Source organism: Paenibacillus sp. sgz302191 (genome assembly GCF_057749925.1).
The window spans coordinates 1-14663 of record NZ_JBYLHY010000051.1 but is presented as its reverse complement, the minus strand read 5'-3'; the positions used below and the strand labels follow the sequence as shown (position 1 = coordinate 14663).

The 14663-nt window shown below is 42.4% G+C and carries 17 protein-coding genes; 8 read left to right on the top strand and 9 right to left on the bottom strand.

Translation table 11 applies throughout. The features are described 5' to 3' along the window. Positions 1-62: 62 nt before the first annotated feature. Together AC3G2T_RS36890 and AC3G2T_RS36885 are read right to left on the bottom strand one after the other, a co-directional pair. Positions 63-1073, bottom strand: a complete 1011-nt coding sequence (locus AC3G2T_RS36890) for a Y-family DNA polymerase (RefSeq protein ID WP_488438574.1) — start codon at positions 1071-1073, stop codon at positions 63-65. Positions 1074-1257: 184 nt separating this feature from the next. Next, on the bottom strand, positions 1258-1449 hold the full coding sequence (locus tag AC3G2T_RS36885; RefSeq protein WP_474687255.1) for a hypothetical protein: 192 nt from the start codon (positions 1447-1449) through the stop codon (positions 1258-1260). Between the two features lie 396 nt (positions 1450-1845). Here AC3G2T_RS36885 and AC3G2T_RS36880 point away from each other — a divergent pair, with 396 nt between their 5' ends. Together AC3G2T_RS36880 and AC3G2T_RS36875 are read left to right on the top strand one after the other, a co-directional pair. Next, positions 1846-2052, top strand: coding sequence for a hypothetical protein (locus tag AC3G2T_RS36880; protein ID WP_488438573.1), 207 nt, complete (start codon positions 1846-1848; stop codon positions 2050-2052). Between the two features lie 584 nt (positions 2053-2636). Beyond that, positions 2637-3212, top strand: coding sequence for a hypothetical protein (locus tag AC3G2T_RS36875; protein ID WP_488438572.1), 576 nt, complete (start codon positions 2637-2639; stop codon positions 3210-3212). Positions 3213-3240: 28 nt separating this feature from the next. On the opposite strand, the gene AC3G2T_RS36870 is transcribed toward AC3G2T_RS36875, so the two are convergent. Next, on the bottom strand, positions 3241-3582 hold the full coding sequence (locus tag AC3G2T_RS36870) for a hypothetical protein (protein ID WP_474687259.1): 342 nt from the start codon (positions 3580-3582) through the stop codon (positions 3241-3243). Between the two features lie 343 nt (positions 3583-3925). After that, positions 3926-4180, bottom strand: a complete 255-nt coding sequence (locus tag AC3G2T_RS36865; protein ID WP_488438577.1) for a Y-family DNA polymerase — start codon at positions 4178-4180, stop codon at positions 3926-3928. A gap of 218 nt (positions 4181-4398) precedes the next feature. Between AC3G2T_RS36865 and AC3G2T_RS36860 the strand changes: the two genes are divergently transcribed. Next, positions 4399-4500 (top strand): YjcZ family sporulation protein, encoded by a 102-nt coding sequence (locus AC3G2T_RS36860; protein ID WP_474683085.1) that lies wholly within the window; start codon positions 4399-4401, stop codon positions 4498-4500. 99 nt (positions 4501-4599) lie between these two features. Here AC3G2T_RS36860 and AC3G2T_RS36855 read toward each other — a convergent pair whose 3' ends face one another. Further along, positions 4600-5055 (bottom strand): hypothetical protein, encoded by a 456-nt coding sequence (locus tag AC3G2T_RS36855; RefSeq protein WP_488438571.1) that lies wholly within the window; start codon positions 5053-5055, stop codon positions 4600-4602. A 221-nt stretch (positions 5056-5276) separates the two neighbouring features. Between AC3G2T_RS36855 and AC3G2T_RS36850 the strand changes: the two genes are divergently transcribed. Together AC3G2T_RS36850 and AC3G2T_RS36845 are read left to right on the top strand one after the other, a co-directional pair. After that, on the top strand, positions 5277-5711 hold the full coding sequence (locus AC3G2T_RS36850; protein ID WP_488438570.1) for a hypothetical protein: 435 nt from the start codon (positions 5277-5279) through the stop codon (positions 5709-5711). A 222-nt stretch (positions 5712-5933) separates the two neighbouring features. Then, on the top strand, positions 5934-6188 hold the full coding sequence (locus tag AC3G2T_RS36845) for a hypothetical protein (protein ID WP_474687265.1): 255 nt from the start codon (positions 5934-5936) through the stop codon (positions 6186-6188). A 140-nt stretch (positions 6189-6328) separates the two neighbouring features. Here the strand turns inward: AC3G2T_RS36845 and AC3G2T_RS36840 are convergent, their stop codons facing one another. Continuing rightward, the gene (locus tag AC3G2T_RS36840) at positions 6329-7516 is read right to left on the bottom strand and encodes an MFS transporter (RefSeq protein ID WP_488438569.1); all 1188 of its coding nucleotides are present in this window, start codon (positions 7514-7516) and stop codon (positions 6329-6331) included. Positions 7517-7676: 160 nt separating this feature from the next. Between AC3G2T_RS36840 and AC3G2T_RS36835 the strand changes: the two genes are divergently transcribed. From AC3G2T_RS36835 to AC3G2T_RS36825, 3 genes are all read left to right on the top strand, one after another. After that, positions 7677-8555, top strand: a complete 879-nt coding sequence (locus tag AC3G2T_RS36835; protein WP_488438568.1) for a LysR family transcriptional regulator — start codon at positions 7677-7679, stop codon at positions 8553-8555. A gap of 243 nt (positions 8556-8798) precedes the next feature. Beyond that, positions 8799-10553: an ABC transporter ATP-binding protein gene (locus AC3G2T_RS36830; protein WP_488438567.1), complete on the top strand. Its 1755-nt coding sequence runs from the start codon at positions 8799-8801 to the stop codon at positions 10551-10553. Between the two features lie 67 nt (positions 10554-10620). Further along, positions 10621-10944, top strand: a complete 324-nt coding sequence (locus tag AC3G2T_RS36825; protein ID WP_474687273.1) for a metal-sensing transcriptional repressor — start codon at positions 10621-10623, stop codon at positions 10942-10944. Positions 10945-11052: 108 nt separating this feature from the next. Here AC3G2T_RS36825 and AC3G2T_RS36820 read toward each other — a convergent pair whose 3' ends face one another. The 3 genes from AC3G2T_RS36820 to AC3G2T_RS36810 all read right to left on the bottom strand — a co-directional run bounded on the left by AC3G2T_RS36820 (position 11053) and on the right by AC3G2T_RS36810 (position 13888). Beyond that, positions 11053-11154 carry a YjcZ family sporulation protein gene (locus AC3G2T_RS36820; RefSeq protein WP_474683085.1) on the bottom strand — a complete coding sequence of 34 codons (102 nt, stop codon included), beginning with the start codon at positions 11152-11154 and terminating at the stop codon, positions 11053-11055. 111 nt (positions 11155-11265) lie between these two features. Further along, positions 11266-11652 (bottom strand): YmaF family protein, encoded by a 387-nt coding sequence (locus AC3G2T_RS36815; RefSeq protein WP_474687275.1) that lies wholly within the window; start codon positions 11650-11652, stop codon positions 11266-11268. 256 nt (positions 11653-11908) lie between these two features. Further along, positions 11909-13888, bottom strand: a complete 1980-nt coding sequence (locus AC3G2T_RS36810; protein WP_488438566.1) for an ABC transporter substrate-binding protein — start codon at positions 13886-13888, stop codon at positions 11909-11911. Between the last annotated feature and the right edge of the window lie 775 nt (positions 13889-14663).

The window sequence follows — 14663 nt, the reverse complement described above, 5'->3', positions numbered from 1 at the left end:
ATGCACACTTACTATGCTTTTTAGAAATCCTATCTGCACGGCAGATTGCAGAGTATTTTTCATTATGCACATATATTTTTTTGTAGATATTCGATTCCTTGAGCTGTTCGCCAATACACCTCTGCTTGAATATCACAATTTTTTCCGAAGCGAATCTTCATTCTTCTTTTGAGCTCAGGCAGTGGTATTTCTGCAATATCTCCGATCGTATAAATACTCATTCTTGCAAAATGTGCAGTCATCTTGCCGGCCACTCCGAACATCTTGTTCACCGGTTGCGGCCATAATGAGGATTCAATTTCAGATTTAGGTAGTACGTAAATGCCATCCTCACGTTTTTTTGCATGTATATCAGTGGCCATTTTAGCGAGGATTTTGGTTTCCGAAATGCCCAGCCTTGCAAACACTCCGGTTGATACCAGAACTCGCTCTTGGATTTGCTTCGCGATCTCTATTGCAGTACCAAAAATTGTTGTGCTGTTTGTTATATCAATAAACTGCTCATCGATACTGAAGGGTTCAACCAGATCCGTGAATTTTTCGTAAATTTCAGTAATTAGCAAAGAACAAGTGAGGTACGTTTGCATGCGCGGAAGCAGCACAACTACATCGGGACATTTTGCAACCGCCTCTCCTACAGTTTCAGCCGTAGTGATGCCAAACGTTTTTGCAATTGGGCAAGCGGCCAGAACAATGCCCGACCGTCGCGCCGGATCGCCTGCAACAATGACGGGATAATCGGCATATTCCGGATGTGCGGCTTTCTCGACCGATGCATAGAAGGACTGGCAATCCGACATCATCACTACTTTTGACATAACACCAACTCCAAAATAAGAATATTTGTTCTTATTCATTATATATAGAATACCGAACAAATATTCGCCTTTCAAGAGGGGGAAATATTTGTATTTTTTAGCGTGCAACACAAGACCGGTCAGATGGTGCCGCGTAACGCCATGGGCGTCAAATACTTTAGTACTCGGCTCCGGCGCATCAATGAGCAACTGCTCGTCCCACGTCATCTGCAGGATTGAAGGCAAAACTTCCTGGGCAGGTCGTTCGGCTGCCAAGCGCAATTATGATCTAATAACCCACGTTTTGTCCCCGTTTCTCATTCTATTTAGGATTTTTTTCCATATATTAGGTATAGCATGACAAGCTTTTAGAAATTATAATAAAGAAGAAGTCACCAACGAATGACATCTTCATTGGTGACCTCCCTGTTATTTTCTTGATTCGGGATGCGACCCCCTATCAAGAAGCTTTCTTATTTTCGGTGTTAGAGTCTACTTGGTTTTCGCAAGTAGGCTCTTTTTCTTTCTTCTTGAACAATTTTACTTTTACTTCGTTCGCTGTCAACACTACTCTTACCCAAATCGTTGTTTTCCGAGCAGCCTCTGCGTGGTCAGATAACCATTGTATGAGTCCTTCAATTAAATCCAACATTGAGAAGTTCCCCCCTTTCCTCCTTAATTATTTTCGATATCATTCAATCAATAGAACCACATCCTTTCAAAGATTTATATTTAGAGTATAAGCAGGATCTTCAGATTAATAACATAATAAGAGTTCGAGTTTTTATAATTGCTAAATTATAAGGTTAACCAACTCTTACTCTTATTATTCGCCATTACCACATTTTTAATACCACTTCCGTAATTAAACACAAAAAAGCATGTTCTGTTTGCCTGAACTCCATTAGTTCAGAACAGAAATGCTTCGTTTATTTATATTATATTCCAAGTTATTTTGATTTTAAGCAAATTTTCGTAGAGAACAAAAATATTTTTTATTGATAACCCCTGTTAAGAAGAAAATAAAATCATACACTAGGAGAGCTTATTGAGCACGTTTAACGGTAGATTAAAAGCCTTAGCGATCTTGTACGAGCACCGCGTTACAAACAGCGAGCACGGCATTGGCTTCGAGAAGGACGTATCCAAGGGGAACGCTATAGCCGTAAGACCGGGTGGAAAATTCGCCCTGAAGCTGTATACGGCTTCTTACAGGAACTCCAAAGGGAAGGAACTGCTTACGAATCAGAAATAAATGACAACACTAGAGTAGAAAGATTCATGAAGGAGATGGAAGGTTTACGGCGGCAGATTGACGAGCTCCAATTATAAGGATCTGCACATTGTTTACATGTATTCAATGTATTCTTGTGGGAACATCACAAAAAGCTGTCCAAAACTGGAAAAATACAGTCTTGGCCTGCTTTTTTCTGTTATTCAACTCCCTCGTTAGCTTAACGACCTGACCACTCATTTATGAATAAATCATCAAATCGTTTGGTGATCGTAAGAACAATCATATCTCGTAGTCAGCTCCATGTAGTATATATTTCTGGGCGTTCATCTAATCTCTCATCTATCGACAATAAATTCAGCATACGGATAAGTTGATTATGACTCCCACCCTATTCCTTTAATATGTAAAAATTGGTAGGATAGTAATGTTGAATTGCTAAAATATCAAATATTGAAAGGATGAGAAAAAGAGTGAAAAAACTCATATTATCAATTTTTTCTGTATTAGTTGCCATATCAATTGTAGCTTTTCCTGTAAGCGCAGCATAGAAAACGACATCTACTCTCAAACCTGAGAAAGACAGCGAGAAAATCTTTGAGAGTGTGGAACTTTCAAAAGACAATACAAAAGTAACTGTAAGCGGTACCCGAAAAGCTGATGGAACACCTGAGTTCTATGATATTGTAATTGACAACAAAAAAGGTACATACAAAGCAACCAAAAAGAATGAACTTGCAAAAAATTTGACAGTCAGCCCCAGTAATATTACTTCTTTTTCTGATCCTGGTTCAAATTATCAATTTCATGTGAGATCACATACATTTGACCCTGTAAATATAGATTGTAATTGGTCAGAGCTTGGAGAGGGTTGGTATGAGTATAATGGACAGTATTCACTGAATTGGAGAACAAAAGATCATTGGGATGCTCAACCAACCTCATTAGGAACATATTGGTATTTTGTTTCAGATAGTTGGGGGAACGATCCTCAATATTTTAATTCCCTTACAGGAACACATGTTAACTATAATTTTCTAGGTGGAGCAACAGGTAACACCTATGCAATACTTTATATTTATGTATCTCCAAGACCGAACGGAAATGTTTACTATTCAGCAAGCCTGTCTACACAAGGGGTAAATGGAAATTTACTTCATGTAGCCGTTGGTACTTATTAATAAGTTAACAAAAAAAGAGAATTGCGGTCTAAATGCAGTTCTCTTTTTTATTATTTTCATTGATCAATTTAATACTAACAAAAAATAAAATTGGTGATAATAGGAATAAATTAAAAATACTTGGTATAGTCGCCAGACCAAAATAAATACATAAGGGAGTTATGATCACAGTTGTGATTATTGCAAGTAAATTTTTCTTAAGGAATACTGAGACCAAAGCAATTATGGATGGAATAAGAAGCATAGAAATTAATAGTGTAACATGTTCTGATTTTACACCAGTAGGATCATACGGATTATGAAATATGTATACAATCACCATAACAAATAAGTTCAATGTAGCAAGGATACCTAAATAATTTTTTATCATAGGTTACCTCCACAAAATGAAAAATACAGCAAAAACAACAATTAAATACTACCACAATAAACATTTAATGTAAACTTCGACTGAATCTTTGACCTTATACTGTATTCCTAATTGATACATATTATTCTTTTGAATTAATCGTTGAAGTTTCATCGAGCTTGTTTAATTTTCGGAGTCAAGCATGATTTACCTCTCCATCATTCTAAAATTTATCGTAAATTATCCCGCGCAGCTTCATTAATTCATCTTTCAATTGTTAACTCGCAGCCCTTCTTTCCGGCAAGATGGTGTGTTTTACCCGTCTTAAGAGCCTAGAATCGGTTCTAAGGTAATGCCACAATCTCTACTGGAAGTTGGCTAAACAAGTGGAATGTAGCGAAACGCGATTTGAAACAAACAAATTAATTATGTACATCCTTGTTAGGAGTAAAAAACCTTGGAAATAAAAGTGCTTTTGAACTTGAACCCAATAATGTGCATTAAATTTAGATAGTCTTGTGGCCATTTTAGCGAGGATCTTGGTTTCCGAAATGCCCAGCCTTGCAAACACTCCGGTTGATACCAGAACTCGCTCTTGGATTTGCTTCGCGATCTCTATTGCAGTACCAAAAAAAGAATACCGAACAAATATTCACATTTCAAGAGGGGGGGAAATATTTGTATTTTTTAGCGAGCAACACAAGACGGTCAGAACGCGGCGTTATTTGAGAATGACACATAAACGCAACTTGGGGGACATATATACAAGCAAAAGTGAAGTCGGCGACATATGAATATGACGTATTGAAAATGGATTTATGAAGGGAGGATATAAACATGGGCGCTAGTTGTGCAGGATACGGCATGGGAACAAACGTGGCTGCTATCTTGGTTCTGTTTATTCTTTTGGTCATCATCTCGGTAACTTTCGTCTGGTAAATGCACAAAATCGTATGAGTTGTTAAGAAGCAAAAGGAGCTGCCATGGCAGCTCCTTTTTAAGTATATCATTGAATCGTGACGGTGTTTAACGCAACCGTTAACGGTTAATTTTAAAGCCGCCGTAATCAATGACCACGATCTGTTTATTCCGCTTTAAACGTAGGTTAGGACAATATGGGCTGCTATAACGACTAACACCTTTTGACGGAATAATTCCATTTTCCACAAACTTCTTCACTACTATCATAAGTTTTCTTCTATATACAGGATTATTGGGAAATTTTATATTATGCTTTTCCATAGTTAACCAGCGATTTGCCTTATCATATTCGATAATTTTGGCAAGATATTTTTTAATCGGCTTCGAAGATGATTTATACAGGTTTACTTCCGTCCGGTTGCATATAATCCCGTTCTTGGATTTGGCCATTTTCAGTACATAGCCGTTGCCTAAATCGTATACAACTCGTGTAACGCCTTCCCCAATGCATTTCTTCCCCTTTATTTTCCTTTTCATGTACGCTGTCATTTTCATCAAGGCAATATCCTCCATTTCCCCGCATGATCTCCCGCTACCCACCGTTTACCGTTTCTCTTGTCAAATCTAGTATATGCCGCGGATTGTAGATCGGTTTGGATATATGAACATTAATCGATCCTATCGACTCACTTTAAAAAAATGCACGATTAGAGCTGTATTAACGCACTGTGATTTATTGCTTTGTCTGAATATAATAAAAAAAGTTTATCCGTGTCCTGAAGAGGTGAGTTCGGTTGTTTAGTAAAAAATCGTATCATAAAATGATTCGTAGAAAAAACATTATTGGTACGGGCGCAAGGCGTGTTGTGTACGACCTGGGAAATGGTTTTGTATTAAAGCTGGCTAAAGCCAAAAGCGGGATTAAAAGCAATAGAAAAGAAGTTACAATGTACAAATTGTCTCCGCTTGAGCTAAAAAAACACCTTGCTCCTGTAGTTAAGTATGGGAAAGGATATTGTTGGATAATCATGAAAAAGTATGATCGTCCATATCGCAATACAACAACAAATAGGCAAAAACTCTCCGCAATGAAAGCTAAGTTTAGAAAAAATAAAATTATTCCTTATGAAATTTTAGATGTTCATGGCCCCTACTATCAAAATATACGTCTAAAGCCTAATGGTGAAATCGTTGTGATCGATTATGGGAATTTTATGTATAAACGCTAATTAGCGGATTACAGTTGCATAAGGAATATCCAGCTTGCAGGGCACTACGGCAGTCATTGACAAAATCAGCAGAATCCCATCAATTATCAGATCATAGTGTCCAAGCGCTTTTTTAATGTATTTCATAATCTATGTTATAAAAGGGAAGGTATTTCGGTTCCGTAAATTTCTTATGACAACCGATCTTCGTTCTCTTCATACTTGATAGGAGGTGTGTTAGAAATGGCAATTACTAAAAAACAGGTTAAGCCTCACATTGGAAAACATGTGTACGTCATGACACGAAATGGACAAATTTTGGATGGTGTTTTGCACAAGGTCAACGGAGATAAACTCTACCTTCAGCAAAATAAAAAGTCGGTTAAGACGAGCGCGTTCACTCCTTTCTTCAACCCGTTCACTCCACTTGTACTTTTTGACTTGTTGGCTATTGAGGAATCTCCATTCTTTTTTAGAAGATCCCCGTTTTTCTTCTAAGGGAAAGTACAAAATATCATAGTACTTCCTAAAAGCAGAATAGGCCATCCGACACTGGTAACGATAACAGTGTTGGATGACCTTTTATATTTCTATTGGAAGACTGTTCTATTTGCTCACTTCCTCTATTATTGAACTCCTTAAATCCGAAAAATAATCATTAAAAGTGCAGCCACTATCGCAATGATGCTGCTGGCGCTAAAAGCAACCATAGGACCAAACGTTTGCCATAAAAACCCTGCCACTATACTAGCCGGTAATGCGGCTATTCCGGTCAATGCGTTATATGTACCCATCGCAGTTCCACGCTGCCCTTCCGGCACAATATCGGCAATATATGCCTTTTGTATACCATCCGTAAATGCGTAGTAAAGTCCGTACAATACAAACAACACCCAGATCCAAATGACGCTATTAACCATCCCAAATCCAAAATAAATCAGCGCAAAGATAATGAATCCGGAAATAAGCACCGGTCGACGGCCAATTCGGTCAGACAGCATGCCTACCGGCATTGAGAAGATACTGCTGCTCATATTAAATGCGAAGAAAGTGAGCGGAATTAAGGCAGGAAGCATCCCTGCATCTTGGGCGCGCAGCACCAAAAACGAATCAGAGAAATTGCCGACCGCAAATAGTGTCGAAATTAAGGAAAACCATATGAAGCGCCGATTTAAGTTTTTAAACCCGATTTTGGGAAGCTTCGCTTGGGTTCCGTTACCACCAGGCTCTTTATCTTTTAAGAAAATGAAGATAAGAGCTACCGCTATAAGCCCAGGGATTACGGATAGCCAAAATACAAGGCGGTAATTGTTCGTAAATATGGCGAGTACACCAAAAGCAACTAACGGACCTAATGCAGCCCCTAACGCATCCATCGCGCGACGAAATCCGAATGCTTTTCCGCGTTCCTCTTTTGTAGTGGAATCGGCGATTAAGGCATCGCGCGGCGAAGTGCGTATTCCTTTTCCGAAACGATCGGAAAATCGAATTAGAAGCACCTCTCCCCAAGAGGCACTTAAAGCAAAGAACGGTTTTGTCAGATTCGACAATCCATAGCCAACCAACATCAAAAGCTTATGCTTTCGGGTGCGGTCGGTCATCCAACCCGAAAATAGCTTTAAAATGCTCGCGGTACTTTCTGCGATTCCTTCAATAATTCCAATGGACCCGACTTGAACATGCAGTACAGTCGTTAAATACAGCGGCAAGATGGGCACAATCATGTTGCTGGAAAGATCAGTAAGTAAGCTGACAAACCCGAGAACAATAATGACCGGATTCATGGCGAATAGCTTTCTTTTTTTGGGTTGAGACATTGGCTCCATTTTGTCACCTCATATTTTGGATTCGCATTCTCGTATGATTCAGAAGCTAACGTTGATTTTGTCGCCCAAGGATGATTATAATGGAGCAAGTAGACATAAATAAAATTAATATTAATTATATCTGGTATAAAATATATTATGATCACGAGGATGATTGCCGATGCTCGCAAACATGGAATGGTATAGGACCTTTTATTTCGCGGCAAAATGGGGCAGCCTGTCCAAAGCGGCGGAAGAACTGTACATTACACAACCGGCCGTCAGCCATGCGATTAAACAGCTGGAATCTCGCTTAGGCGGCCAGCTTTTCTTCCGTACCCCCAGAGGCGTCAAGTTGACTGCCGAAGGAGAGGTATTGTTCAAATACGTCGAGCAGGCGTATCATTTCATCACAACCGGAGAGAGCAAAATAGCCGAGATGCAGCAGTTCACTAGCGGAGAGATCAGAATCGGTGCAGGAGATACGTTATGCAGACATTACTTGCTGCCGTTCTTATCGTCTTTTCATACAGCGTACCCGGAAATCAAAATCCAGGTAACGAACCGTACATCTCGAAAAACCGTAGAATTGCTCAAGCAAGGAAAAATCGATTTCGGCATCGTAAACTTGCCGCTAAACGACAAGCAGCTGCGTATTCGCGAGAGTATCGAGATCCATGACTGCTTTGTAGTCGGGGGAGCCTATAAAGAGCTAGCTGACAAGCCGATAGGTTGGGCGGAATTAAGCTCCTATCCTGTTATCATGCTGGAGCGAGGATGCAATTCCCGCGCCTTCATAGATCATTTTGCAGAGAGTCAAGGGGCCGTTCTTCGTCCTGAAATCGAGTTGGGCAGCCTTGATTTATTGTTGCAATTCGCGCAAGCGGGACTCGGCGTTGCATGCATCATTCGCGATTTTGCCAGAGATGAATTGGAGCAGGGGAAAGTTGTAGAGCTTTTGCTGAAAAACCCACCCCCACCTCGCAAGATAGGCTTGATTACATTAAACGACGTCCCCGTTTCCACAGCAGCCCGCCGTCTTCTGGATATGCTGTCGTAGCACTTATAGCGGGAAGCCGCCGTCTTATGTCACACATTTTTTCATTTCAATGAATGTCCCCATTGCCATTTTTTAAGGCTTTGGGGTTATTTGTCTAGGACCATTCGCGAAATACAGCTATATCCCCCTCTTTACATATCCCCCATAGGGGGATATTATAATAAATGTCAGATGCAATCCACTGGGAAATTACAGGTGATAATTGGTTGCAAGTGGTATGTCTTACAAAAGGGGAAGTATTAAATGTCCAGTTTCAAGATCTATTTCAAGTTTATCACACCTTATTGGAAGCTTGTTCTAATTACTGTACTCATTGGAATGGTGAAATTCGGAATTCCTTTGACTCTGCCTTTAATAATGAAATATATCGTTGATGATATATTGTTAGGTTCCATTTCTTCTGTAGAAAAGACAAGAAAACTAATTGAGGTGCTCTTAGGTGCCTTTGTCCTATTTGTTATCATACGGGTTCCAATCGAATATCTTCGCCAATATTTTGCCCAGTTAACAACAAGCCGTATCCTTTACGATCTGCGAAACCATCTGTATTCACATATTCAAAAGCTATCCTTGCGTTATTATCAGAATCATAAAACAGGCGAAATTATCTCACGTATGATCAATGATGCCGAGCAAACGAAAAGCATCGTCGAAACAGGCTTAATGAATATCTGGATCGATTTATTTACTCTAAGTTTCGCTGCGGCATTTATGATTCAAATGGATTTTTGGCTGACAATTGTCGCTATAGCCGTATTTCCTTTGTATGCCTTCTCCGTAAAAAAGCTATATAAAAAGCTTAGAACGCTAACCAAGGCTCGTTCTCAAGCTCTTGCCGAAATGCAAGGATACCTGCATGAACGGGTTAATGGTATTCCGGTTATTAAGAGCTTTGCGTTAGAAGAGGTCGAGAAAGAACGATTCGGCCAAAGAAATAATAAATTTCTGGAGCGTGCACTTGCTCTAACGAAATGGAATGCTTTGACCAATTCCATTATAAATACACTAACCGATATTGCTCCATTGCTTGTACTGGCCTACGGCGGCTATCAAGTTATCCAAGGGAACCTGACTATAGGGTCATTTATAGCCTTCTTTGCCTATCTGGATCGTTTGTACAGTCCGCTTCGCCGTTTGGTGAATTCCTCGACTGAATTAACTCAAGCGAGCGCTTCATTAGATCGTGTTGTAGAACTTATGAATGAACCCTACGATATCGTTGACTCACCTAATGCCAAAGCATTTCAAAAGATGAAAGGAAAAATAGATTTCGAAAATGTAAGTTTTAAATATGATCGTTCATCGGAGTGGATTCTAAAAAACATTCAGCTCCAAATTCAGCCTGGCGAAACCATTGCTTTTGTAGGAATGAGCGGCGGCGGAAAATCATCGCTAATTAGTCTAGTTCCTCGCTTTTACGATATTCAAGAAGGACGCATCTTGATTGATCATACGGACATTAAGGACACCACAATAAAGAGCCTGCGCGACCAAATCGGCATGGTGTTACAAGATAATATTTTGTTTAGCGGAACGGTTCGTGAAAATATACTTTTCGGTAAGCCAAGCGCTACGGAGGAAGAAGTTATACATGCGGCTAAAGCTGCAAATGCTCATGATTTTATTTTGAATCTGCCAAACGGATACGATACGGAAATCGGTGAGCGCGGGGTAAAATTATCAGGAGGACAGAAGCAGCGGGTCGCCATTGCTCGGGTCTTTCTTAAAAGTCCAAGCATATTGATTCTGGATGAGGCGACTTCCGCTCTTGACTTAGAATCCGAACATTTGATCCAAGAATCTCTCGTAAAATTGGCGAAGAACAGAACGACCTTAATCATCGCTCATCGACTTTCGACCATTACCCACGCAGACCAAATTATTCTCATAGAAAATGGCGAGATCAAAGAAAAAGGAACGCATGAACAGTTGATGAAGGAAGGCGGGGCGTATTTCCGCTTGTTTAATGTACAAAATTTACAAGGAGTCAACTCATGATATTCTTCACTTTGACACGTTTATACAAGGGGGGATACAATATACGTTAGTGGAATGGAGGGCGCTTATGCATAAACATGAACACAATCCGGATAAAGAACACGAACATAGTCACGATCACACACACCCTCATAAGCAAAGGAAACAAGTGACCAATCGATTAGCTCGAATAGAAGGCCATGTTCGTTCTATAAAAGAAATGTCTGATAGTGGCAGAGATTGCCCGGATATACTTCTTCAGATTGCTGCAGTTAAAAAAGCATTAGACGGTGTCGCTAAAGTAATATTAAAAGACCATTTGGAACATTGCGTGGTCTCTTCCGTTCAAGATGAGCATCGAAGCCAAGTATTATCTGATTTACAAAAAGCCCTGGATAATTACATACGATAAGGACAAAGGGGACTCAACGTTAAAGCTAAGTCGGTCAATTTTCAATGCCCAAATAAACGAGATGCACACATGCATCCCGTTTATTTGGGCTGAGAAGATCACATTAAATTACCAAACGAAAGTTACCGAAATGATGACCAAAAGAATAAAAAGAACCAAGATAGCAGCCACATTTGTTCCCATACCGTAACCTGCACAACTAGCGCCCATGTTCATATCCTCCTTTCGCAATCCATTTTTAAACCCGTCATATTCATATGTCGTCGACTTCACTTTTGCTTGTACATATATCCAAATTTACGTTTCGATGGGCAAATCATATTAAGCTTCATTACCGGTAGTTCCCTGATAATGATGGGCATGCGGACTCCTGCCGTCTATGGTTGTAAACCCTTCAAAAAAGTGAATATGACCGCCGCCGGGGAGGTCGATTGCCGGACCCGTTATCCCGCAAATGCTGTGAGTATGACCATGATTGTTAGTCGTCACGGTATGGTAATTGTGCACATGAGGGACGCCCGTTGGAGCCGGTTCTGTTACTCCCGCATATTCATGGACGTGTCCATCCTCATAGGAAGTAACACCTGAAAAAGGATGTACATGCTTTACAGGACGACCGTCCCAGGAAGTAATATATAGTCCATGAGAATGTTTGTTGCCGGATTCTTCTGAATGCAGAACAAAACCCTTTACCGGTATTTTTTTCATGTCATTGCCCCTCCACAAATGTTTGTAATAAATTATGTGGAGTTTGGGTCTCACGAAATAGGTTTTCGTTTATATTCCGTTCATTTTTTCAAAATGGGTGCAATTGCCCTGCTTGGAATTCTAGCCTTTATTCCATCATTGCCGGTCAAAGGCAAATTATCCTATGGGGAAAGCGGTCAGCATCATATTAGTTCTTTTCGGCGCGAGCGGGATCATCGGCAATCTGCAAACCGCCAAATATTTGCTTCCGACGCTCCTAAACGACAGCGTGCAGCGCCTCGGCGATTTGATCCACGACCATGTTCATGGCTATAGGACCGTAATAAGCGATCCACAAGGTCGAATTGACCGGATAAATATGATTTTCTTTGGCCGCCTTCAGATTTTTCCATACGGCAGTGCTTTGGAACTGTTCCGTCAGCTTTTGAAACTGATTATCCGTCAATAAAAACATATGATCCGCATTCACTTCGCTCAAAGCCTCTAACGAAATCATCGTGCTCGTGTCTTTATCATTGACGGCCTGTTTGGGCGGAGTAAGCCCCAGGTCTTTATACAAGATGGACGCCGTGCGGTGCCCTGTCGTGTGAAGTCTGATGCTGTTGTCCCTTGGGCGGATCAAGGCTACGGTCCGATCTTTCAGTTTAGCCGCCAGCTCGGCTTTCAGCTTGCCGATTTTTTGATCGTAGTCATTCCGTACTTTCTCGGCTTCCTTCTCCTTATCGACCATTTTCCCCAACGTCGTCAGCGTATCGCGCCAATCTTCATTCCGGTTCATCATGACAGTCGGAGCAATCTTGACGAGCCTGTCGTAAATTTTCTCCTGAAACTCGGTACATATAATAAAATCCGGCTCCATGGCTATGATCGCTTCCAGATTCGGCTCTTCCTTGGTTCCCAATACTTTGACATTGTTCAGCTTATCGGCCAAATAGTCCGGAAACTGTGCCGTGTCGAACGTCGTAATGACCGTGCCGGCGGGTTTTTCGTTCAGCGCAAGCAATTGATCGGCGAACTGGGTATCGAGAACAGCCATCTTCTCGGGCCGGCGCTCCAGCGTCAACTCGCCTTTCAGATGCTTGATAGTCACGGGAGCGCTCAGCTTGGCCGGCGTTTGGGAAGTTGTCCCTGATGGAGCCGCCTGCGAAGCCGTCTGGCCGGTTCCTCCGCTCACCGCCCCGGCGCTGCCGCCCGCCGCATTGGAGCAGGCACCAAGCAGCAGGAGCAAAGTTAGCATGAGACCTACCGTCGGCGCCGCTATGAAATTTTTGTACATGGGTGCAGTTCCTCCGTCTTTGTATTGATAATGATTTTCATCACCAGTAAAACTATACATTCGCAGCTTCCCTGCGCCAATGGGAAATCGCGACGGACGGGATGGATTAAAGCGACGAACTTCCGTTGTCCGTGCCTGCTCTTTGAAGTGAAGCGGAGAAGCCCCGGTATATTTCTTGAACATCCTGCTGAAATAGTAACTGTCGGTATAACCGACCGATTCGGCGATATGCGGCAGTGAAGCGTCCGTATGCTGCAGCAGAGCCTTGGCTCTTTGCATCCGGATGTGGATCAAATAATCCATCGGGCCCATCTGAAGCCTCTTTTTGAACATTCGCTGCAGTTGCCTCGCAGTACAATGAAGTACGGAGGCCAGGGAATGAAGCATGACGGGCTCCGCGTAATGCTCCTCTAAATAACGGATGGCCCGGGCGGCCAAATCCGGCTGCGTCGTCTTTCCCCCTTGCGCCTGCAACTGCCCAAGCAGCTCATAAACAAACTGGTGAAACAGCCCTTTAACATGAAATTTTTGCAAGGGGCCTCCCTGCTGCCATTGACGGCTCATTTGCTCTATATGCGTGAAAAGGGGAATCGGATAATGCGGCGCCAAACCGTATTGCAGTTGGAAGGGATTGCTTTCCTTGTACAGCCGCAGCAGCTCCTGCCGGCATGGCAGAACCATCACCGCGTTGTAGTAAACCATGAAATACTCGAAGGTCTCCATCACCTGAACGATATCCAAAAATGCGCCTTTGCCCGCGTGGCAAACAAAGCACTTGTCCGCATCGTATGCGATCTCTTCCAACAGCACCTGAGCCCTGCCGCAAGCCGCAAACAAAAACACGTTGGCCGGGAGCTGATAAGCACGCAAGCTATCGCCAGGCTGCAACACGGCCTGCCTTACGTCCAGCACGCGGAGAGCCGCATGATTCCACAACAGCATATGATCCTGAAAAGACATTGTCTGCGTTCCCCTTCTTCAATCATTGGAACTGTAAGTTCGGTTAAAAATATTATATTGATAATAATTATCAATATCAATATAAAAAAAGCCGCGGTGGCGGCTTGCATAGGGAGATTCGCCGGACCTGTGCTTGCGGCGAAACAAATTGCGGCGCGCGCGAAGGCGGGCCGCGAAGCGGAGATCGCCGGGATCGCTCTCGCGGAGCATTCGCTCGCGCACCTGCGGTGCGGCGAGAGCGTATCGGCTACTGCACCGGCGGTGCGGCGAGAGCGCCGGCTTGAGCTGGCGCGGGTGCTAGCGGTTTGGCGGACGTTGGCAAAAGCCTGCGAAAGTGCAGGCTTTTGCGGTGGAAACGGCCCGTTTGGCGGAAAAGCCTGCGATTGTGCAGGAATTTCGGCTCAAAACGGCCCGATCCCTGTCAACCGACAGAAAAGCCTGCACTTTTGCAGGAATATTTCGCTGCAGGCGTATCGGCGAGCAAAAAGCTGCACTTTTGCAGGCTTTTTGCCCGCTGCGCTAGCGAAGCGCTTGCGTTTTTGGAATTCGCCGCGCCGAGCGGGCGGGTGTACTTCGCCGCCTTGAGCCGGCGCGGGTGCTAGCGGTTTGGCGGACGTTGGCAAAAACCTGCGAAAGTGCAGGCTTTTGCCACTAGCTTTGCAAACAAATGTAACAAACCATATTTTTTAAATGTTATTTAACAAAAAAGGTAAATTAATGTTGAAATTTTGCATAAAAAAACCTATTCTAATGGTCAGATCATCTAGGCGTGTTA

Bases quoted from the DNA above. Each gene is read 5' to 3' on its own strand.
- AC3G2T_RS36885 (WP_474687255.1), bottom strand. From the start codon at position 1,449: ATGTTGGATTTAATTGAAGGACTCATACAATGGTTATCTGACCACGCA.
- AC3G2T_RS36870 (WP_474687259.1), bottom strand. From the start codon at position 3,582: ATGATAAAAAATTATTTAGGTATCCTTGCTACATTGAACTTATTTGTT.
- AC3G2T_RS36860 (WP_474683085.1), top strand. From the start codon at position 4,399: ATGGGCGCTAGTTGTGCAGGATACGGCATGGGAACAAACGTGGCTGCT.
- AC3G2T_RS36855 (WP_488438571.1), bottom strand. From the start codon at position 5,055: ATGGAGGATATTGCCTTGATGAAAATGACAGCGTACATGAAAAGGAAA.
- AC3G2T_RS36845 (WP_474687265.1), top strand. From the start codon at position 5,934: ATGGCAATTACTAAAAAACAGGTTAAGCCTCACATTGGAAAACATGTG.
- AC3G2T_RS36840 (WP_488438569.1), bottom strand. From the start codon at position 7,516: ATGGAGCCAATGTCTCAACCCAAAAAAAGAAAGCTATTCGCCATGAAT.
- AC3G2T_RS36835 (WP_488438568.1), top strand. From the start codon at position 7,677: ATGCTCGCAAACATGGAATGGTATAGGACCTTTTATTTCGCGGCAAAA.
- AC3G2T_RS36830 (WP_488438567.1), top strand. From the start codon at position 8,799: ATGTCCAGTTTCAAGATCTATTTCAAGTTTATCACACCTTATTGGAAG.
- AC3G2T_RS36825 (WP_474687273.1), top strand. From the start codon at position 10,621: ATGCATAAACATGAACACAATCCGGATAAAGAACACGAACATAGTCAC.
- AC3G2T_RS36820 (WP_474683085.1), bottom strand. From the start codon at position 11,154: ATGGGCGCTAGTTGTGCAGGTTACGGTATGGGAACAAATGTGGCTGCT.
- AC3G2T_RS36815 (WP_474687275.1), bottom strand. From the start codon at position 11,652: ATGAAAAAAATACCGGTAAAGGGTTTTGTTCTGCATTCAGAAGAATCC.
- AC3G2T_RS36810 (WP_488438566.1), bottom strand. From the start codon at position 13,888: ATGTCTTTTCAGGATCATATGCTGTTGTGGAATCATGCGGCTCTCCGC.